This window comes from Nocardiopsis sp. LDBS0036 (assembly GCF_041228755.1).
Taxonomy (GTDB): Bacteria; Actinomycetota; Actinomycetes; order Streptosporangiales; family Streptosporangiaceae; genus Nocardiopsis; species Nocardiopsis dassonvillei.
The window spans coordinates 5,330,027-5,350,494 of sequence record NZ_CP141103.1 but is presented as its reverse complement, the minus strand read 5'-3'; the positions used below and the strand labels follow the sequence as shown (position 1 = coordinate 5,350,494).

Annotated in this window: 14 protein-coding genes and 1 riboswitch; of the genes, 5 read left to right on the top strand and 9 right to left on the bottom strand. The window is 71.7% G+C overall.

From position 1 onward, the window contains the following. Positions 1 to 170: 170 nt before the first annotated feature. The 3 genes from UIS43_RS22885 (at position 171) to UIS43_RS22875 (ending at position 2,723) form a co-directional block, all read left to right on the top strand. Complete coding sequence (locus tag UIS43_RS22885) at positions 171 to 497, top strand: hypothetical protein (RefSeq protein ID WP_013151317.1); 327 nt, start codon at positions 171 to 173, stop codon at positions 495 to 497. A 40-nt stretch (positions 498 to 537) separates the two neighbouring features. After that, the gene (locus UIS43_RS22880) at positions 538 to 2,205 is read left to right on the top strand and encodes an alpha/beta hydrolase (RefSeq protein ID WP_117198315.1); all 1,668 of its coding nucleotides are present in this window, start codon (positions 538 to 540) and stop codon (positions 2,203 to 2,205) included. A gap of 116 nt (positions 2,206 to 2,321) precedes the next feature. After that, complete coding sequence (locus UIS43_RS22875) at positions 2,322 to 2,723, top strand: hypothetical protein (protein WP_174547120.1); 402 nt, start codon at positions 2,322 to 2,324, stop codon at positions 2,721 to 2,723. 15 nt (positions 2,724 to 2,738) lie between these two features. Here the strand turns inward: UIS43_RS22875 and ligD are convergent, their stop codons facing one another. From ligD to UIS43_RS22830, 9 genes are all read right to left on the bottom strand, one after another. Continuing rightward, complete coding sequence (gene ligD / locus UIS43_RS22870) at positions 2,739 to 3,617, bottom strand: non-homologous end-joining DNA ligase (RefSeq protein ID WP_370011661.1); 879 nt, start codon at positions 3,615 to 3,617, stop codon at positions 2,739 to 2,741. Between the two features lie 123 nt (positions 3,618 to 3,740). Then, a complete protein-coding gene (locus tag UIS43_RS22865) occupies positions 3,741 to 4,685 on the bottom strand; it encodes an electron transfer flavoprotein subunit alpha/FixB family protein (protein WP_013151313.1) in 945 nt (314 codons plus the stop codon). 34 nt (positions 4,686 to 4,719) lie between these two features. Next, on the bottom strand, positions 4,720 to 5,499 hold the full coding sequence (locus tag UIS43_RS22860; protein WP_013151312.1) for an electron transfer flavoprotein subunit beta/FixA family protein: 780 nt from the start codon (positions 5,497 to 5,499) through the stop codon (positions 4,720 to 4,722). A gap of 460 nt (positions 5,500 to 5,959) precedes the next feature. Further along, positions 5,960 to 8,224 (bottom strand): protein kinase, encoded by a 2,265-nt coding sequence (locus UIS43_RS22855; protein ID WP_013151311.1) that lies wholly within the window; start codon positions 8,222 to 8,224, stop codon positions 5,960 to 5,962. Between the two features lie 408 nt (positions 8,225 to 8,632). Then, a complete protein-coding gene (locus tag UIS43_RS22850; RefSeq protein WP_013151310.1) occupies positions 8,633 to 9,421 on the bottom strand; it encodes an enoyl-CoA hydratase/isomerase family protein in 789 nt (262 codons plus the stop codon). Positions 9,422 to 9,478: 57 nt separating this feature from the next. Further along, positions 9,479 to 10,222 (bottom strand): energy-coupling factor transporter transmembrane protein EcfT, encoded by a 744-nt coding sequence (locus UIS43_RS22845; protein ID WP_041553023.1) that lies wholly within the window; start codon positions 10,220 to 10,222, stop codon positions 9,479 to 9,481. Positions 10,223 to 10,412: 190 nt separating this feature from the next. Beyond that, positions 10,413 to 12,038: an ABC transporter ATP-binding protein gene (locus tag UIS43_RS22840; protein ID WP_071621309.1), complete on the bottom strand. Its 1,626-nt coding sequence runs from the start codon at positions 12,036 to 12,038 to the stop codon at positions 10,413 to 10,415. A 2-nt stretch (positions 12,039 to 12,040) separates the two neighbouring features. Next, positions 12,041 to 12,658, bottom strand: a complete 618-nt coding sequence (locus UIS43_RS22835) for an ECF transporter S component (protein ID WP_013151307.1) — start codon at positions 12,656 to 12,658, stop codon at positions 12,041 to 12,043. 108 nt (positions 12,659 to 12,766) lie between these two features. After that, a riboswitch (TPP riboswitch) is annotated at positions 12,767 to 12,874 on the bottom strand. A gap of 62 nt (positions 12,875 to 12,936) precedes the next feature. Beyond that, positions 12,937 to 15,603 carry a transglycosylase domain-containing protein gene (locus tag UIS43_RS22830; RefSeq protein ID WP_358455931.1) on the bottom strand — a complete coding sequence of 889 codons (2,667 nt, stop codon included), beginning with the start codon at positions 15,601 to 15,603 and terminating at the stop codon, positions 12,937 to 12,939. Positions 15,604 to 16,338: 735 nt separating this feature from the next. Between UIS43_RS22830 and UIS43_RS22825 the strand changes: the two genes are divergently transcribed. Beyond that, the gene (locus tag UIS43_RS22825; RefSeq protein WP_358170974.1) at positions 16,339 to 18,309 is read left to right on the top strand and encodes an alpha-1,4-glucan--maltose-1-phosphate maltosyltransferase; all 1,971 of its coding nucleotides are present in this window, start codon (positions 16,339 to 16,341) and stop codon (positions 18,307 to 18,309) included. A 109-nt stretch (positions 18,310 to 18,418) separates the two neighbouring features. Beyond that, on the top strand, positions 18,419 to 20,467 hold the full coding sequence (gene treS, locus UIS43_RS22820) for a maltose alpha-D-glucosyltransferase (protein WP_117198193.1): 2,049 nt from the start codon (positions 18,419 to 18,421) through the stop codon (positions 20,465 to 20,467). Position 20,468 lies beyond the last annotated feature (1 nt).

The window sequence follows — 20,468 nt, the reverse complement described above, 5'->3', positions numbered from 1 at the left end:
ACATGCGGACAAAGACGAGTCTGAATGGCCTCTCGTTCGCTTCAGCGCTGTTACCGCAGGTAGGAACGCACAGGGATCACCGCGAAGGGCGGCCGCCCCCTCCCGGAGGCTCTTACGCACCTGTTGTAACCTTCCTCTCCGATACCCCTCTTTCACCCTCTGGAGTTCCCGTGTCCGGTTCGACCGGCGTCAACCCCGTCGACGCCATGTCCGAGGCCCAGGAGGCCGAAGCCCTGGCCGAGGCGATGGTCTTCCTCGGCACCGACTTCGAGGCCGCCGTCGAAGGCCTGACGGGAGCCGTGTCCGAGCACGTGACGGGCGGTCTGGACGACTACGGCCTCGACACCATGGAGCACATCCGGAGGGTCGCCCAGAACGGCATCAACCTGGCGCAGAACGTGCAGGGCGCCGACCTGGCCATCACCGACACCGACCACGAGAACGCCGAGGAGTACCAGGAGGGTCTGGAGTCCCTCGACATCCAGATCAACTTCTGACCCCTGTCCCCCGCCCCCACCAACCGCGGAGACCCCTGCCGTGAGCGACCTCTCCTCCATGTCCCTCGGTCTGCCCGAGGACATCGCCGCCGACGTCGGCGCCATCGAGACGGGCGCCGACCAGCTCGACGCCGTCCGACAGAACATGCTCGGCCAGTCCGAGGGCACCCACAGCCGGTTCCGGTCCTCCGCCGGGGAGTTCACCGACCTCGTCGCCTGGAACATCGTCTCCAGTTCGTCCCAGGAACTGTCCTCCTGGCAGGAGGCCGCCGCTTCCCTGACCTACGGCGCGGCGGTCCTGCGCCAGTGGGGGCTCGACATCGAGACCTACCGTGCCGAGCGCGCCAAGCTGGAGACCCGCTGGGAGGAGGAGAAGGCCGACGCCGAAGCGGCCGTCGGCGCCTCCGAGGGGAGCGGCTCCATCCTCGGTGAGGGAACCCGTGAGGGGATGAAGGTCGCCCAGCTGGAAACGCTGCGCGCGGAACTGCTCTCCGAGCACTCCGGGCACTGGGAAACCCTGATGGAGCAGGCCGAGCAGACCGAGAGGGACCTGCGCGACGGCCCCAGCCAGGACAGCCTGGAGCGTCTGATCGAGTCGTCCCTGCTCACCGGCGGCCAGCTGTCCTACTTCGGTGACGCGGTCCCCAGCATGGTCCCGGACGAGCTGAGCGGTGACGAGCACCCGTCCGTCGTCAACCTGTGGTGGACCTCGATGACCGAGGAGGAGCAGGACCAGGCCGTGCGGGACCATCCCGAGCTGCTGCGCGAGCTCGACGGCATCCCGGCGGCCGTGCGCGACCGACTGAACCGCGACCATCTCGACGACGAGATCGAGCGGTTCGAGGAGGAGATCGCCGAACGGGACGAGGAGATCGGGGAGGCGGCCGCCCGGGGCAGCAACGGGTCCGACGCGATCGCTTTGGCCATGGCGAACGACGACACGCTCGACAACCAGCTCCAGGAGCTGAAGGAGCTGCGGGAGAGCCTGGAGGACGAAAGCGCTGACAGGTACCTGCTGGCTCTGGACACCGGGGGCGACGGACGGGCGATCGTGGCCAACGGCAACCCCGACACCGCCGACAACGTGGCGACCCTGGTGCCGGGCACCACGACGACCTGGGAGAGCATCAACGACCAGGTCGGCCGAGGAGACAACCTCCTGGAGTCCGCGACGAACGCGGACCCGAACGGCAGCCACTCCGTGATCAGCTGGATCGGGTACGACGCCCCCAACGTTCCCGAGGCAGCCTTCGAAGGACGGGCGGAGGACGCGGTCAGCGAGCTGAGCAGTTTCCAGGACGGACTGCGCTCCACCCACCAGGGACCGCCGTCCCACAACACCGTCATAGGCCACAGTTACGGTTCCACGGTGGTCGGGCACACCGCGCAGAGCGACGCCGGACTCGACACGGACGAAGTGATACTCGTGGGCAGTCCCGGAACCAACGCCGACCACGTGACCGACCTGAACCTTCCCGCCGAGAACGTGCACGTCTCAACAGCGGAGAACGACGGCATCACCAACCTGACGGGCCTCACGCACGGCATGGACCCGACCGATCCGGAATTCGGAGCGAACGTGTTCGAGTCCAACCCCGGCAGTGTGGGGGGCTCCTGGCCGCTCGGCCCCGCTCACTCGGAGTACTTCGACCCCAGGACGAAATCCTTGCTCCACATGGGCAGGGTCATCGCGGGGCAGGCGGAATAAGGGATAGGAAGCGGCACGTGATCAGATTCAGACCGTGGGCGTGGGTTATCGCCCTCGCCCTGGTGGCGACCGGCTGTGGCCCCGGCGAGTCCGGGGGATCGGGAACGGAGGCGACTATGACCGAGGACGAGGCCGCGGAGAAGGTCCGGGAGCACATCGACAACACGATGACCGCGCTCCCGGAGGAGGCGGAACTGGAGGAACGGCGCGGAACCATCGTCGCCGCCTGCGATGACCCCACGGACGGCGGGTCCAGGGACCGGGTCACCGTCAGCGAGACGTTCTGGGTGCGGGGCCTGCCCGTCGAGGACAACGACGCCACCTTCGAACTGCTCCACGAGCACTGGAGTTCCAACGGTTACCAGGTGTTCGAGGATCTGCGGCCCGAGGACATGTTCCTGTCCGTCGAACACGCGGAGGACGCTTTCGGGATGACCGTGCAGGTGGCGGGAGACGGCAGCTTGGCACTCTCCGCCTCCTCACCCTGTGTCCAGCCCGAGGGCGCCCCGGACTCCTGACATTCCCCGCGCGCCTCAGCCCAAGCGCTCCAGGGCCCGGCGCGGGGAGCGGGCGTGCCCGCCCATCCCCGCGAACGGGCACTCCTCGCGCTCCAGGTCGATCGTGAGGTCCCGGGCAGTCTCCACCTTCTCCAGGTCCTCCCAGGTCAGGGGCGCCGCGATGGGCGCGCCCGGCCTGGCCCGCACCGAGTACGGCACCACCGCGAGCTGTTCGCGGCCGTTGCGCAGGTAGTCCACGAACAACCGGTCCCCGCGCGCGGCTTTGCGCACCTCGGTGGTCAGCTCTTCCGGCCGCCGGGCCGCCACCCGGTCCGCGACCGCCTCCGCCAGCACGCGGACCTCCTGGTCGTCGGCCTCGGGCCGCAGCGGCGAGCGCACGTGCAGGCCCCGGGAGCCGCTGGTCATCACGTAGGCGGCCAGGCCCAGGTCGTCGAGCACCTCCCGCACGTCCCGCGCCGCGGCGCGGCAGGCGGCGAAGGCCTCGGGGCCGTCCCCGGCGGGGTCGAGGTCGATCACCATCCGGTCGGGCAGGCCCAGTCTCGGCTCCCGGGACTGCCAGGCGTGCAGGGTGACCGCAGCCTGGTCGGCGCACCAGACCAGCGCGGCCGCGTCCGGGCACAGCATCATCCGGCCGCCGCTGGTCTCCACAGTGGCCACCCAGTCCGGAACCGACGGGTGCTTGACGAAGAACCCCTGCGCGTCGATCCCGTCGGGGAATCTCGCCAGGGCCACCGGCCGGTCGCGCACGTGCGGCAGCATCAGGGGGGCGATCCGGGCGTGGTACCGCGCCAGGTCCTCCTTGGTCGCCCCGCCCTCGCCGAACAGCGGCTTGCCGGGCCTGCGCACCTCCACCACGCGCCGTCCCGCGCGCACCTTCGCGGTCTCCGTCGCCATGGCCCCCCGTTCGCCGCCGTGCGGCCCGCCTACCCGGGCGGCGGGCCCGGAAACGGCCCCCGGGCACGCGAACGCCCGGCCGGGGAGGTCCCCGGCCGGGCGTTCGCGTGTCGAAACGCGCTACTACTTGCGCTTGTTGATCTCCTCGGTCAGCTGCGGGGTGACCGCGTGCAGGTCGCCCACGACGCCGAAGTCGGCCAGCTCGAAGATCGGGGCCTCGGGGTCCTTGTTGATCGCCACGATGTTCTTGGCGGTCTGCATGCCCGCGCGGTGCTGGATCGCGCCGGAGATGCCCAGGGCCACGTACAGGTTCGGGCTGACCGTCTTACCGGTCTGGCCGACCTGGAACTGGTTCGGGTACCAGCCGGAGTCGACGGCGGCGCGGGAGGCGCCCACGGCCGCGCCCAGCGAGTCGGCCAGGTTCTCCACGACCGAGAAGTCGTCGGAGCCCACGCCGCGCCCGCCGGAGACCACGATGGCGGCCTCGGTGAGCTCGGGGCGCTCGCCCTGCTCCTCGTGGACGCGCTCGACGACCTTGGCCGTCTTCGCGGCGTCGGAGACCTCCACCGACACCTGCTCCTCGGCGGCGGCACCGGAGGCGGCCTCGGCCGGGACGGAGTTCGGGCGGACCGCGACGACCGGCACGCCGGTGCGCACGCGGGCGTGGGTGATGGTGGTGCCGCCGAAGATGCTGTGCTCGGCGACGACCTCGGCGTTGACGTCCACGACGTCGGTGAGCACGCCCGAGCCCAGCTTGACCGCGGTGCGGCCCGCGATCTCCTTGTTCTCGGCGGTGGCCGAGACCAGGACGGCGGCGGCGCCCTTGTCCTGGGCGAGCTTGGCGAGCAGCTCGGCCTTGGGGGCCACGACGTGGTCGTTCAGCTCGGCCGAAGCCACGTAGACCTTCTCGGCGCCGTACTCGGCCAGGGTGCCCCTGCCCGTCTCGGCGCCGTCACCGATCCACACGGCCGCGGGCTCGCCGATGCGGCGGGCGGCGGTCAGCAGCTCGGTGGTGACCTTCTTGACCTGTCCGTCGACGTGGTCGACGAGGACGAGGACCTCAGCCATATCCCTTGAACCTTCCCTGAGTCTCTCGTTCGACCTAGACGAACTTCTTCTCGACGAGGAACTCGGCGATCTTCGCGGCGCCGTCGCCCTCGTCCTTGACCACCGTGCCCGCGGCGCGCGGCGGTGCGGCGTCGAAGTCGACGGTCTCGGTGGTGGCGTTGGCCAGACCCACCCTGGCCGTGTCGATGCCCGCGTCGGCGGCGGACTTCTTGTCCACCGGCTTCTTCTTCGCCTGCATGATGAGCTTGAAGGACGGGTAGCGCGGCTCGTTGATCTTCTCGACCACGGAGACGACCGCCGGGAGCTGGGCCTCGACGAGGTCGTAGCCGTAGTCGGTCTGGCGCTGGATCCTGATGGTGCTGCCGTCGATGTCGACCTTGCGGGCGAACGTGAGCTGCGGCAGGCCGAGGTACTCGGCGAGCGCGGCCCCGACCACGCCGGTGCGCGCGTCGGTGGACTCCGAGCCCAGGACGACCACGTCGAACTCGATGGTGCCCAGGGCCTGCGCGAGGGCGTAGGCGGTCTGGAGCGAGTCCGAGCCGTGGAGGGCGGCGTCGTTGACGAAGACGGCCTTGTCCGCGCCCATCGACAGGGCCTTGCGGATGGAGTCCGTGGCCTGGTCCGGTCCCATCGTCAGGATGGTGACCTCGCCGCCGTGCTTCTCCTTGAGCTGGAGAGCCTCCTCGATGGCGTACTCGTCGAGCTCGTTGATGACACCGTCGGACGCGGCGCGGTCCAGCGTCTTGTCATCGGGGTTGAGCTTCCGCTCGGTCGCCGTGTCCGGGACCTGCTTGACCAAAACGACAATATTCATGGCCGGTGGCCGACCTCCCTGCACTCCATGATCCGCCGTGCGGCGGCCGGACGCTGGCGCGCCCCCTACTGCCAACAATGCCGAATGCCGTTCGGTCATCCGACGGCGGGGCCGCCTTCACGTCCAGGCAGGTCCCGCGATGTGCTCATAGCCCAGATGTTACTGGCTAGTAGCTTGGAGGCCAACCCCTGGCCCCCGGTGTGACTGAGGCAACCCTAACCACCGCTGTACCGCCGGTCCGCCGCTGATGCTCCGACCCGGGCCGGACCGCCGGCGCCGGACACCGGTCGTGGGCGCCCGCCTCCCGCTCCCACCCTAGTCGCCGCCGATCCCGCCGGAACCGGTCACACCACCGGTAACAGGTGGGGGCCTCCCCCGCCCGGCGGAGACGCCGAAGGCCCCGGGCCGGAGCCCGGGGCCTTCGCGGTGCCCGGTGAGCCGTACGGCCACCGGGCGGGGGTCACTGTCCGTCGAACCAGTCCGAGGGACCGCCGATCGGCACCCAGTCCGGGGCCGCCGACAGGCCGAACGACAGGATGAGCATGGTCAGCAGCACGAGGCCGATGCACACGCCGATGTAGACGTAGAGGTTGCGGTAGTGGACCCGGCGCACCAGCCACACCGCCTGGTGCCGCGCCTCGCGCCCGCTCGGCATGACGTAGCTGAGCAGGATCATCACGAAGATCGCGAAGGCGCCGGTGTAGTTGGCGCCCTGACCCGGCACGTCCGCGATCCGCGCGTAGATCATGCCGACCAGGATGCCCGCCAGCAGGTAGACCAGCCCGAAGCCGAGCGTGCGCAGCGCCATGCGCCCGAAGGCCCACGGGAAGCTGAGCGCCACCACCATGTTGTCGGAGCTGCGCGGGCCGCGCGTCTGGAGGCGGCGGGCGTGCTCGGCCTTGACCACGTCCAGGGCGCCCAGCGCGGCGATGAGCACGACGCCCAGGATCAGCCCGAACCAGGGGAAGAGCAGCGACACACCGGCCACGGAGACCAGCATGGGCAGGATCGTCAGCGGGTGCATCCGCCACGACCGCTCCTCGTACTCCTCGCCCTCCTCGTCGGAGTCGTCCTGGAAGTAGTCGCTCACCCGGTCGTTGCCGCCGCGCCGGAACCGGCCCAGCAGGCCGCCGCGCCGCTCCTCGTACCCGTCCTCGTCGAACTCCTGCGTCTGGTTGCTGCCCCGGCCGTCGTCCACCGGGGTGAGGATGTCGGCGAAGTCGCCCTTGTGCAGCGGGGTGTTGAAGAACTGCGTGTGCGGGGCCTGGTAGCCCTCGTCCTCGCGCTCGTCGACGGGGCGCCGGGCGTACCCGTCCCGGTCCACCGGGTCCATCATCATCGTGCCCTGCGGGTCCTCGCGGGAGAACTCGTCGGGCTGGATGTGACGCGTGCCCAGCGCGTCGTCCGGTTCGTCGCGGACCGGGCTGATCCGCATCGTCCCCTGCGGGTCGTCCGGGTCCCCGGCGTCGCGCGGGGCGATGCGCTCGGTGCCCGGCAGCCCGTCGTCCTCGTCGCCCCAGCCGCGCCGGGCGCCCGAGAGGTCGTCGGTGGACTCCGGGTCGTCGACGCGGCGGCCGTTCGCCGCGCCCGAGAGGTCGTCGGTGGACCCGGGGTCGTCGAGCAGACCGCCGGAGTGCGCGGCGGAGGTCGGGCGCGCGGGGTCCCCGGACGGGGACCAGGCGCTGGAGGCGGGACCGCCGCCCGTGTGCGGGGGACCCCAGCCCTGGTCGCCCTGGGCCGCGCGACCGGCCAGGTAGCCCGCCGCACCGCCGAGCGCGGCACCGGCCGCGCCCGCCGCGGCTGCGCCGCCCGGGCCGCCGCTGCCCGGCTCCTCCCCCGTGCCCCCGGCCGTGGTCGGGTGGTACACGGTGTGGCTGCCGGTGAGCCCGCTGGGACGGCCTCCCGCGTCCTCGGTCCAGGGCAGGTCGAGGTTGAGGCGGCTGGCCTCCTCCAGCAGTTCCTCCGCCGTGGGGCGGCTGCGCATGTCGCGGGAGACGGCGCGGTTGACCAGCGGCCGCAGCGCCTCGTGCATCCCGTCCATGTCGATCTCGCCGTTGAGGATGCGGAAGAAGATGACCTCGAAGGTGCCCGCGCCGTAGGGCGGGCGGCCGGTGGAGGCGAAGGCGACGGTGCCGCCCCAGGCGTGGATGTCGGTGGCCGGGCCCAGGTCGGTGCCCTCGATGACCTCCGGGGACAGGTAGCTGGGCGTGCCCACGAACGTGCCGGTCTGGGTCAGCTTGGCGCCGTCCACCGCGTGCGCGATGCCGAAGTCGATGACGATCGGCTCGCCGTTGGAGATGATCACGTTGCCGGGCTTGAGGTCGCGGTGGATCACGTCCACCGCGTGGATGTCGCGGATCGCGCGGGCCATGCCGGTGACGAAGCGGGTCAGGGCCCGGCCGCGCAGGGGGCCGTGGTTGGTGACCGTGGCGTCCAGGGTCGGGCCGGGGATGTGCTCGGTGACCACCCACGGCAGCTCGGCCTGGGTGTCGGCTTCGATGACCTCGGCCACGTTGGGGCTGTGCACGCGGCGCATGGTCTCGACCTCGCGGGCGAGGCGGGCCCGGGCGATCTGGTCGCCCGCGACCTCCGGCTTGAGGACCTTCACCGCGACGAACTGCTCGGTCCGGGGGTCCTCGGCCTGGTACACCACGCCCATGCCGCCCTGCCCGATGCGGCGGCGGATGACGTAGTGGCCGATGCGCTCCGGCAGCTCCTCACCCATGGGGAAACCTGCCGACATTGCCATCGAGAACTCATCCCCTCAAAAGACCACATACCACCGCGTCCAGCTTAACGGCCGGGGGATGGGTCACCATTGGCTTGTTCGTCCCGTCTCGGGCCCGTGTGGTCGCTTCCGCACCGCCGGGCGTCCGGGGTTCAGGCGGCGCGTCCGTCCGGGGGCGACCCTCACGAGTATGACGGAAAACTGGCGTGGGCGGTTCCCTCCCTCCCGTCCGGACTGGCCGGATGCGGACGTTCGGCCGAACCCCCCGTGACACCGTTCGATCCGACGAGCGGGGCGAAAAGTTCTCGAATCCACCGAAACGGCGGCGGGACGGACGGCACGGCACCGTGTGCCGCCGCCCCGACCTGCTGTTTCGGTGCCCGATCAGCTCTGCGCGGCGCCTCTTCAGCGCCCCTTGAAAGCGGCCTTGCCGGGTCCCTGCTCGACGAAGCTGCGCATGCCGTCCTTCTGGTCCTCGGTCGAGAACAGACCCGCGAAGTGCAGGCGCTCGATCTCCAGACCGGTGTCCAGGTCAGTCTCCAGGCCCCGGTCCACCGCCTCCTTGGCCGCGGCCAGCGCGACGGCCGGTCCCCCGGCGTACCGGGCGACCAGCGCCACGGCGGCCCGGTAGACCTCCTCGTCCGGGACGACCTGGTCCACCAGGCCGATCTCCCGGGCCTCGTCCGCCTTCACGTGGCGGCCGCTGAAGATCATCTCCTTGGCCCGCGAGGGACCGATCAGGCGGGGCAGGCGCTGGGTCCCGCCCGCGCCGGGGATGACGCCGAGCTGGATCTCGGGCACGCCCAGCCTGGCCCCGGCCCCCGCCACGCGGAAGTCCGCGGCCAGGGCCAGTTCCAGGCCGCCGCCGAGCGCGTACCCGGTGACCGCCGCCACGACCGGCTTGGGGATGCGGGCCACCAGGTTCAGGGCGTTTTGGAGGTCGCGCGCGTAGCCCAGCATCTGCGCGGCGGTGAGGTCGGCCATCTCCTTGATGTCGGCGCCCGCGACGAACACCCGCTCGCCGCCGTAGACCACCACGGCGCGCACGTCCGGGTCCTTGGCGACCCGGGTCGCGGCCTCGGCGATCTCCGCGGTGAGCGCGGCGTTGAGCGCGTTCACCTTCGGCCTGTCCAGCCGGATCACGGCCACGGCCGGGTGGTCCGGATCGGTCTCCACACGCACGAACTCGCCCACGGTCCACTGCCCCTCACTACTCGGACGTCACTGTCTCCGAACTGCTTACCACCCGGTTCAGGAGAAGAGCAGCACCAGGGTGCCCAGCCGAGCGGACAGGGTGTAGGCCGCCGCCAGGAGCAGGGCGGCCCCCGCCAGCAGCAGCGTGTCCGCGGTCCGCCAGCGGCTCTCCCGGGCCCGGGTGCGCGGCCCGGTCCCGAAGGCGCGCGCGTCCATCGCCGCGGCCAGCAGCGTCCCGGTGCGGATGGAGCGCACCAGCAGGGCGAACAGGCGGCCGAAGAACAGCGTGACCGCCCTGACCGGGTTGCGCCCGGCCTCCAGCCCGCGCGCCCTCCGCGCCAGCGTGATCGTGCGCCACTGGTCGGCGAGCATCGGGACGAGCCGCAGCGCCGCCAGCACGCCCATGGCGGGCCGCTCGGGGACCCGGAGCCGCTGCACCAGGCCGTCGGCGGTCTCCGTGGGGTCGCTGCTCACGGCGGCGAGCAGTCCGGGCAGGGCGATGGCCAGCAGGCGCACCGCGGCGCCCAGCGCGCCCTCCGCGCCGTGCTCCCCGTACAGGTAGTTGACCAGTCCGCTGGAGAGCCCCATGAGCAGGAAGGGCCCGCCCAGGACGAGCAGGGTGCGCCGGTCGGTCCCGCTGAACGGCAGGAGCAGCAGGACGCCCGCCAGCACGGTGCCGCCGGTGACGGCGTCCACGGCCGGGACCAGGCCCACGCCCAGCAGCAGGGCGGCGAGCAGTTTGGCCGCCGGGTTGAGCCCGACCAGCCAGAAGCGCGCCCCGCCGTCCTCGGGAGCCTCCAGGGTGAGCGCGTCCCCTGCCGGGGCGCTGACCCCGCCAGACCCCCGGGCCTCAGCGGAGGCGCCGACCTCGTCCGGCCCGTGAACCCCTTCCGGCTCACGGAGCTCATCCGGTGCGCGAGGGACCTCGTCCGCCTCCCGGATCCCGTCCGGCGTACGGGTTCCCTTCCCGGGTGTGTCCGACGGCCTCCGGTCAGCCACGGCTCCCCCTTCCCGCCGCCGCGTGCCCCGCGGGCCCGGTCGGCTCCGGCGGGCCGGGCGGCTCCGCCCCGGCGCCCGGTGCGGCGGCCTCCTGGACGGCCCGGCCCCCGGCCACGCGCACCCGCGCGTCGGCCAGACTGCGCAGCAGCAGGTCGTCGTGGGTGGCCATGACCACCGCGCGGCCCGCGGACCGCAGGGTGGCGAGCAGCTCCACGAGTTCGGTCCAGGTCCGGGTGTCCTGACCGAAGGTGGGCTCGTCGAGGACGAGCGCGTCGGGCGCGTGCGCGGGGCCCGAGCTGAGCGCCGTGGCCACCGACAGCCGCCGCTTCTCCCCGCCCGAGAGCGTGTAGGGGTGCACGTCGGCCAGCGCGGACAGGCGCAGACGCTCCATCAGCTCGCCCACCCAGGCCTCGGTCTCGGCCTCGCCCATACCCGCGCGCAGCGGGGCGAAGCGCAGCTCGTCGCGCACGGTGGCGGTGACGAACTGGTCCTCGGCGTGCTGGAAGACCGTGCCCACGTGCCGGGCCAGCCTGCGGGCGGGCCAGCGCACGAGCGGGCGCGGGTCGGCCCCGGCCAACGGCCCGCGCGGCAGCACCGCCCCCCGGTGGGGCCTGGACAGTCCGGCGAGCAGGGTCAGCAGCGTGGACTTGCCCGCGCCGTTGGGTCCGGTCAGGGCGGTCGCGGTTCCGGCTCGGACGGTGGCGTCCACCCCCTCGAACACCGTGCGCCGGGGCGCCGCGCGCACGCCGAGCTGGCTCGGGGTGCGCGCCGTGACGCCCACGGCCTCCAGCAGGGGCTCCCCGCCCGGCGCGGGCGCCAGGACGGGCGCGGGCTCGTGCCCGGGCACCCACACTCCCTGCGCGGCCAGCGAGCGCCCGTGCTCGGCGAACACCGTTCCCGGCGGGCCGTCGGCGACGACCCCGCCGCCGGGCGCCACGACCACGACCCGGTCCACCAGGTCCACGACGTCGGCCACGCGGTGCTCGACCAGCACCAGGGTCGCCTCGGTCTCGGCGAGCAGGCGGGCCAGCACGCCGCGCACCAGCGCGGCCCCGGCGGGGTCGAGGTTGGCGGTGGGCTCGTCCAGCAGCAGCAGGCGGGGGCGCATCGCCAGGGCCCCGGCGATCACCAGGCGCTGCTTCTCACCGCCCGACAGCGCCCCGGTGGGGTGGCGCGGTCCGTACGGGAAGCCCACGGCCTCCAGTGCCTCGTGGACCCGGGGCCAGATGAGGTCGGGTGCCACGCCCAGGTTCTCCGGGCCGAAGGCGACGTCGTCGCCCGCGCGCGCCATCACCAGCTGCGTCTCGGGGTCCTGGCTGACCAGGCCGACCGAGCCCCGGCTCCGGTCGGCGGGCTCGCCGTCCAGGAGCAGGGTGCCCTCGTGGTCGCCGCTGATGGCGGCGTCCTCGCCGGTCAGACCGGCCAGTGAGTGCAGCAGGGTGGACTTGCCCGCGCCGGAGGCGCCCAGCAGCAGCACGCGCTCGCCCGGCTCGATCACCAGGTCCACGCCGCGCAGCGCGTGGGACCCGCGGCCCGAGTGCCGCCAGCCCCAGCCGGAGAGCTCCACGCGCGCGCCCGGGCCCCCGGCCGCCGTCCGGCGCCCGTTCGCGGAGGCCACGGTCAGCCCCTCGCGGACGGGAAGGGGGCCAGCGCCCCGGAGCGGGCCAGGGCGGTGGTGAGCAGGCGGGAGCCCACGCCCGCGATGAGGGCGGCGCTGACCACCACGATGACGCCGTAGGTGACCTGGTAGGACAGCGGCCAGGTCACGTTGTAGGCGAGGTTGTCGCGGATGGCGGGGGAGACGCCCGCGACCGCCGCCGCGAGGACGGCCACGCCCATGCCCCAGCGGCGGTAGCCGAAGGCGAGGAAGACGAGTTCGGGCAGGATGCCCTGGAGGGCGCCGTCGAGGATGACCATGATCCCCCACTGGGTGCCCAGGAGCGCCGAGACCGAGGCGGCGGCGATGGCGGTGAGCAGGGCCGCACCGGGCTTGCGGATGATCAGGCCGCCCAGTACGCCGGAGATCAGCCACATGCCGTAGACGACGGCCTGCGCGGGCGGGAAGCCGACGAACAGCGGGGTCGTGACCGACCAGACGATGTTCCAGAGCCAGAAGACCACGCCGACCGCGACGCCGATCACGGAGGCCACGACGATGTCGACGGTGCGCCAGCTCCGCAGTCGGCCGAGGAGGTCGCGCCGGAAGCCGGCGCCCTGGGGGGTGGTGTCCCTCTTCATATGGTGTCCCTTCGCCGGGGGATGCGAGGGGCCCGTGCGGCCGAGAGCGGCGCCGGAACGCGTTCCGTGCGCGCCGGGACGTCCCCGGTGCGCGGGAGCACGCCACCGGTGACGGTTCCTACGACTTCCTTCGCTGGCATGACCCAGATCAGGTGTGTAAGGGTCTGCGGCCTGGTGCCGCACTCTCAGCGCTCGCGCGCTCCCCTGTCGGTTTCGTCCATTATGAACAAGGGGGAGCGCCGGGGTGTTCCCGGGTCGCGTCAGCGCACGTCGGGGCCTCAGCCCCCGGGACTGGCGCCGCCCTCGGGCACCTGCGGTCCCGGGGTCGCGCCGCCCCAGGGCGCGCCGCCGTCCCCGCCCGGGGACTCGCCGCCACCGGTACCGCCGCCGCCTCCGCCGGTACCGCTGCCGTCTCCACCACCACCGCCGCCGCCACCGGTACCGCCGCCTCCACCGGTTGAACCCCCGCCGTCGCCGTCACCGGTGCCTCCACCGCCGTCGGTCGATCCTCCGCCGCCTCCGGTACCGCCACCACCCCCGGTCGAACCCCCGCCACCACCGCCGGTGGCTCCCCCACCGCCGTCACCGGTGCCACCGCCGCCGGTCGAGCCATCGTCACCCCCGGCACCGCCGCCACCGCCACCACCACCGGCCGCGACGCCGCCGTCACCGCCAGCCGTGCCTCCATCGCCTCCACCGGCGTCACTGTCGTCACTGTCACCGTTGTCGCCACCGCCGCCCGACGGCTTGTCCGAGGCCTTGCCGTAGACCTTCGGCGAGGGGGCGAACTCCTCCTCCGGCAGGTCCGCCACGGCCTCGCGCATGGTGGCCTGCCAGATCGGGCCGGGCAGCGTGGCCCCGTAGACGATGCCGTAGTAGCGGTCGCCGATGGTCACGCCCTGGAGCGTGTGCTGCTCCCCGCCCCGGATGTCGCCGACCACCACGGTCCCGGCCAGGTTCGGGGTGTAGCCCGCGAACCACGCGTAGGCCGCGCTGTCGGTGGTGCCGGTCTTGCCCGCCACAGGGCGTCCGATCTCCAGGCCGTTGGCGGTACCGCCCTCGAAGGTCTGCTGGAGCAGGTGGTTGACGCCGTCGGCGACCTCGGTGTCCAGCGCGCCCTCCTCGCACTCGGTGCCCATCTCGACCTCCTCGCCGTCCTCGCCCTCGAAGAGGACCGAGGCCACGGGGACCGGCTCGCAGTAGGTGCCCCGGGAGGCGAAGACGGCGTAGGCGCTGGCCATGGTGAGCGGGGAGACCTCCTGGTCGCCCAGGGTGAAGGAGCTCCACACCTGCAGGTCCTCGCCGTCCGCGCGGTGGATGCCCAGGCTCTGGGCCATCTCCGCCGTCTCGCACAGGCCGACGCGCTCCTGGAGCTGGGCGAAGTAGGTGTTCACCGAGCCCTTCGTCCCGCTGATCATGTTGTGCCTGCCGCCGTCGCTCTCCCCGGCGTTGCGCACGTCCCAGGGCGCCATCCTGCCGCCCTCGCAGTTCTCCAGGCCGCTCACCGTCGTGGACTCGGGCGAGGAGAAGCTGGTGTCGTACTTGAGCCCGGCGTCCAGGGCGGCGGCCAGGGTGAACGGCTTGAACGTCGAACCCGCCTGGTAGCCCAGCGACCCGCCGTCCTCGTGGTCCACGGACAGGTTGATCGAGGTGGTGCCCGGCTCGTCGTCGAAGCCGTAGCGCATGTTCTGGGCCATCACCCGCACCCGGCCGGTACCGGGCTCCACGAGGACCTCGGCGGCGAACTTGTGGGAGTCGCCCGCGGGGACGTAGCGCTCGATCGCCTGCTCGGCGGCCTCCTGCATGTCCAGGTCCAGGGTGGTGCGCACGGTGATGCCGCCCCGCTCCAGTATCCGGTCGCGCTCCTCCTGGGTCCCGGCGAGCGCGTCGGAGCCGCCCAGCCACCGCATGACGTAGTCGCAGAAGAAGGGCTGCTCGCTGCTGAAGCAGCTGCCCGCGCGCGGGGTCTCGTCCACCTCCAGGCCCCGGCTCTTGTACTCCTGCGCCTGCGCGCTCTCCAGGTGTCCGGTGGCGACCATCCGGTCCAGCACCAGGTTGCGGCGCTCGACGGAGGCCTCGGGGTTGGTGAGCGGGTCGTAGTACGAGGGCGCGCGCACCAGCGCCACGATCGTGGCGGCCTGCGCGGGGTCGAGCTCGGAGGCCGGGACGGAGAAGTAGCGCTCGGCGGCGACCTCGATGCCGTACGCGTTCTGGCCGAAGTAGGCGAGGTTGAGGTAGCCCTCCATGATCTCGTCCTTGGTGAGCTTCTCCTCCAGCTCGATGGCGTAGCGCAGCTCCAGCACCTTGCGGGTCAGGGTGCGCGCGTTGGCGCTCGCCAGCTCCTCCTCGGTGTCGGCCTGTTCCATGAGGAGGTTCTTCACGTACTGCTGGGTGATGGTGGACCCGCCCTGGGTGTTGCCCAGGACGGTGCGGACGGCGGCGCGCAGCGTGCCGCGCAGGTCCAGTCCGGCGTGCTCGTAGAAGCGGTCGTCCTCGATCGCCATGAGGGCGGCGGGCACCCAGGGGCTGATCTCGTCCAGCGGCACCACGTCGCGCTCGCGCTCGGCGACCTCGGCGATCGGTTCCCCGTCGACGTCGGTCAGCAGCACGCGCTCGGCGGGGTGCGGCACGGCCAGGTCGCTGGGCAGGGCCATGAAGGCCGCCGCGGAGTCCCTGGCCGCCAGGCCGAGGCCGCCGACCCAGGGCATGACCAGCGCCGCCGTGAGCAGACCGGCGACCGCGCCGGTTCCGGCCAGGCGCTGGACCGTCTCCCGGCGGTCCCCCGCCGGGGTCGGCTCCGACACCTTCCGGCGCAGGGCCTCGGCCCACCGCCGCACACGCGGACCCGCGGCGGCCGGTACCGCACGGGAGAGGGCCCCGCGCCAGTTCCGGCGCGGGGCCTCGTGCCGCCGCCCACGCGGCGGGCGCTGGTTGGACTCCGTCACGTCGCCCCCTACGGCCGTGTGCCGCCCCGCCCGCGGGACGTGCGGGCGGACAACTCCATCGACCACGGTCTCAGGGCGGACGCAAAGGGCAGGCCGGGTTAACGGGCGCGTCAGCGAAAAACTTCCTCAATGCCAAGCAAAGCACCGCAGAACGAACATATTTCTTCAATCACCACGAAACAGGCGCGTCACACACCCGGAGCAGGGAGGGAGAGCGAGCACCGAGGAGACTCCCGGGCCACGGATGCCCGAATCCGTGACAAAAGTTCCTTAGACGACTATTCGGTCACGCGCGGATGTCCGGAATACGGCCATACAGCTCGCGCGTGCATTCGGTCATCCCTACCCACCGCAGCACACCGTCCAACATGACCGATCAGTTTTCCGTCATTTCCACAGAATGCATCGGAAAACAACCACAGAGACACCTGAATCTGCTGCATCCTTATGACCGCTTTGAGAGGTTTACTCAGCAGAAACCCGACAAACACCGGCTCTTAGCACACGCATCCAGTGTGGCGAGGATCACAGAAATTATCCGGCCCTGGCACTCCGCCAAACACCACAAGAGGGCAGACGATAGACAGCGGAGGGCACCGAAGCCTTAATCCGGACAGTTTCTGTTCCGGATGCTCCGTGAACTCCGTCTTGCCCCGGATTAACTCCCGGTTATTTCCGCCTGCCGAAAAACAGCACGGTTCCGAACGTCGAACCACGACAATTACGGTGTAGCCAGTGATCGGACGCCTGCCCATCCTCGATATCTCTCCAGAGAACGACCTCGGACCGGTGAAAGCCGTTCCGGGCGAACGCTTCACCGTGGGAGCGACGGTGATCCGCGAGGGCCACGACTCCCTCGCCGCGGGCGTCGTCGTCTACTCCCCCGAGGGACGCCGCGAACAGCTCGTCCCCATGCGCGAGCACGCCCCCGGCACCGACCGCTACGAGGCCTGCGTCAGCCTCCCCACGGAGGGGACGTGGTCCTTCGCCGTCGAGTCGTGGACCGACCCCTTCGCCACCTGGCACCACGTCGCGGGCGTCAAGCTCCCGCTGGGCCAGGACACCGAACTCGTCCTGGAGGAGGGCGCCCGCCTGCTCGCCCGCGCCGGGCGACGGGTCCCGCGCCGCCCCTTCCTGAACGCCGCCGCCAAGGCGCTGCGCGACACCTCGATGACCCCGGTGGAGCGCTTCGAGGCGGCGCTCACCCCCGAGGTCCTGGCCGAGATGGAGCGCGCGCCCCTGCGCGAGCTGGTCACCAGGTCCAAGCGCACCAGCGTCGTCGTCCACCGCGAGCGCGCGCTGTTCGGCTCCTGGTACGAGTTCTTCCCGCGCTCGGAGGGCGCCCAGGTCGACACCGCGCCCGGCCAGGAGCTCTCGGGCACCCTCGCCACCGCGGCCAAGCGCCTGCCCGCCATCGCCGACATGGGCTTCGACGTGGTCTACCTGCCGCCCATCCACCCGGTCGGCACCACCCACCGCAAGGGCGCCAACAACGCGCTGACCGCCGGTCCCGGCGACCCCGGTTCGGTGTGGGCCATCGGGTCGGCCGACGGCGGCCACGACGCGGTCCACCCCGACCTGGGCACCCTCGCCGACTTCGACGCCTTCGTCGCCGAGGCCCGCGAGCACGGCATGGAGATCGCCCTGGACCTGGCCCTGCAGTGCTCCCCCGACCACCCCTGGGTGACCGAGCACCCCGAGTGGTTCACCGCCCGGGCCGACGGCTCCATCGCCTACGCCGAGAACCCGCCCAAGAAGTACCAGGACATCTATCCGCTCAACTTCGACCGCGACTTCGAGGGCCTGTACGCGGAGGTCCTGCGGGTGGTCGAGCACTGGATCGCGCACGGCGTACGCGTCTTCCGCGTCGACAACCCGCACACCAAGCCGGTCGCTTTCTGGCAGAAGCTGCTCGCCGACGTCGCCGACAGGCACCCCGACGTGCTGTTCCTCGCCGAGGCCTTCACCCGCCCCGCCATGATGCGCACGCTGGCCAAGGTCGGCTTCCACCAGTCCTACACCTACTTCACCTGGCGCAACGGCAAGGACGAGCTGACCGACTACCTCACCGAGCTGAGCCGGGAGAGCGCCCACTACCTGCGCCCCAACCTCTTCGCCAACACCCCGGACATCCTGCACGCCTACCTCCAGCACGGCGGTCGGCCCGCGTTCGCCGTCCGCGCCGTGCTGGCGGCCCTGCTCTCCCCCACCTGGGGCGTCTACTCCGGCTTCGAACTGTGCGAGAACACCCCCGCCGGGCCGGGCAGCGAGGAGTACCTCGACTCGGAGAAGTACCAGTACCGCCCCCGCGACTGGGCCGCGGCCGAGGCCTCCGGCGAGACCCTCACCGGCCTCATCACGCTGCTCAACCGGCTGCGCCGGGAGCACCCGGCCCTGCGGGAGCTGCGCAACCTGCGCTTCCACCACGTGGACCGGCCCGAGATCGTCTGCTTCTCCAAGCACCGGCCCGGAACCGGCCCCAAGGACCCCGACGACGCCGTGATCGCCGTCGTCAACCTCGACCCGCACCACGCACGCGAGGCGACGGTGCACCTGGATCTGCCGTCCATCGGCCTCACAAGGGAGGAGGAGTTCAGGGTGACCGACGAGCTGACCGGCCGTTCCTACACCTGGGGTGCGGACAACTACGTCCGTCTCGACCCCGCGGCCGGTTCCGCGCACGTGTTCACCGTCAGCGGCAGATAGCGGCCCCGAAACCAGCGCACGGGGCCCGGCGGAGCTGCTCCGCCGGAGCCCCGCCGTGTCCGAAACGCCTGTTGAACCGACGTCGAACATTCTTGGTGGGGAGTAGTAGATGAGCAAAGACGAGCCCGGCCCCGGCGGACACGGTCACGCCGAACACGGTCCGCTCGCCCCGGCCACCGGGGCCGCCACCGGCCCGCTGATGTCCTCCGGCGGCACCAGTGATCCCCACTGGTACAAACACGCCGTCTTCTACGAGGTCCTCGCCCGGGGCTTCTTCGACTCCAACGGCGACGGCACCGGCGACCTCGCCGGGCTGGTGCAGAAGCTGGACTACCTCCAGTGGCTGGGCATCGACTGCGTGTGGCTGTTGCCGATGTACGAGTCGCCCCTGCGCGACGGCGGCTACGACATCTCCGACTACTTCAAGATCCTCCCGGAGTTCGGCCGCACCGCCGACTTCGTGGAGCTCCTGGACGAGGCGCACCGGCGCGGGATCCGGGTCATCACCGACCTGGTCATGAACCACACCAGTGACCAGCACCCGTGGTTCAAGGCCTCCCGCGAGGACCCGGACGGGCCCTACGGGGACTTCTACGTGTGGTCGGACACCGACGACCGCTACGACGAGGCCCGCATCATCTTCGTCGACACCGAGACGTCCAACTGGACCTACGACGAGGTCCGCGGCCAGTACTACTGGCACCGGTTCTTCTCCCACCAGCCCGACCTCAACTTCGAGAACCCGGCCGTCCAGGAGGCGATCCTGGAGGTCCTGCGCTACTGGCTGGACCTGGGCATCGACGGGTTCCGCCTGGACGCCGTGCCGTACCTGTACGAGCGCGAGGGCACCAACTGCGAGAACCTCAAGGAGACGCACGAGTTCCTCAAGCGCGTGCGCGCCGAGGTGGACCGGCTCTACCCCGACCGCGTGCTGCTGAGCGAGGCCAACCAGTGGCCGTCCGACGTCGTCGACTACTTCGGCGACTTCGAGTCCGGCGGCGACGAGTGCCACATGAACTTCCACTTCCCGCTGATGCCGCGCATGTTCATGGCGGTCCGGCAGGAGCAGCGCTTCCCGATCTCGGAGATCCTCGCCCAGACGCCGCCGATCCCCCGCAACTGCCAGTGGGCGATCTTCCTGCGCAACCACGACGAGCTGACCCTGGAGATGGTCACCGACGAGGAGCGCGACTACATGTACTCCGAGTACGCCAAGGAACCCCGCATGCGCGCCAACGTGGGGATCCGCAGGCGGCTCGCGCCCCTGCTGGACAACGACCGCAACCAGATCGAGCTGTTCACGGCCCTGCTGCTGTCCCTGCCGGGCTCGCCCGTCCTGTACTACGGCGACGAGATCGGCATGGGCGACAACATCTGGCTGGGCGACCGCGACGCCGTGCGCACGCCCATGCAGTGGAGCTCGGACCGCAACGCCGGGTTCTCCAAGGGCGACCCGGCCCGCCTGTACCTGCCGCTGATCATGGACCCGGTCTACGGGTACCAAGCGCTCAACGTGGAGTCCCAGCGCGACAACCCCGGTTCGCTGCTGCACTGGACGCGGCGCATGATCCAGATCCGCAAGCGCCACCCCGTGTTCGGCACCGGCGCCTTCACCGAACTCAACGCCACCAACCCGAGCGTGCTGGCCTTCATCCGCGAGCACGGCGACGACCGGATGCTCTGCGTCAACAACCTGTCGCGGTACCCGCAGCCCGTGGAGCTGGACCTGGGGCGCTACGCCGGGGTCGCCCCGGTGGAGTGCGTGGGCGGTGTGCGCTTCCCCGAGATCGGGGAGCTGCCCTACCTGCTCACCCTGCCCGGGCACGGCTTCTACTGGTTCCAGCTGCCCACCACCGCCGACCGGGAGTCCGCGGGCACGAACCGGGACGGTATGCCGTCCTACGGACTGCCCGAGGCCGGGGCCCGGGTGCACGCCACCTTCGAGACCTCGCCGGTGTCGGCGGCCGCGGCCCGGACGCACGCACCGGACCATCCAGTGAGCACGACGTCCAGCATCCCGGCCGGGTTCTCCCCCGCGTTCGGCGACGGCGCCCGCACCCCCTCCCACGGGAGCGCGGTGCGCGCGTCGGGCCTCTCCGGCCCGGCCGCGGAGCGCACGGGCCGGGGTGGGGGCGAGAAGGGAAACGGGTCGCTCTGAC

Bases quoted from the DNA above. Each gene is read 5' to 3' on its own strand.
- UIS43_RS22875 (WP_174547120.1), top strand. From the start codon at position 2,322: ATGACCGAGGACGAGGCCGCGGAGAAGGTCCGGGAGCACATCGACAAC.
- UIS43_RS22855 (WP_013151311.1), bottom strand. From the start codon at position 8,224: ATGGGTGAGGAGCTGCCGGAGCGCATCGGCCACTACGTCATCCGCCGC.
- UIS43_RS22835 (WP_013151307.1), bottom strand. From the start codon at position 12,658: ATGAAGAGGGACACCACCCCCCAGGGCGCCGGCTTCCGGCGCGACCTC.
- UIS43_RS22865 (WP_013151313.1), bottom strand. From the start codon at position 4,685: ATGGCTGAGGTCCTCGTCCTCGTCGACCACGTCGACGGACAGGTCAAG.
- treS (WP_117198193.1), top strand. From the start codon at position 18,419: ATGAGCAAAGACGAGCCCGGCCCCGGCGGACACGGTCACGCCGAACAC.
- UIS43_RS22860 (WP_013151312.1), bottom strand. From the start codon at position 5,499: ATGAATATTGTCGTTTTGGTCAAGCAGGTCCCGGACACGGCGACCGAG.
- ligD (WP_370011661.1), bottom strand. From the start codon at position 3,617: ATGGCGACGGAGACCGCGAAGGTGCGCGCGGGACGGCGCGTGGTGGAG.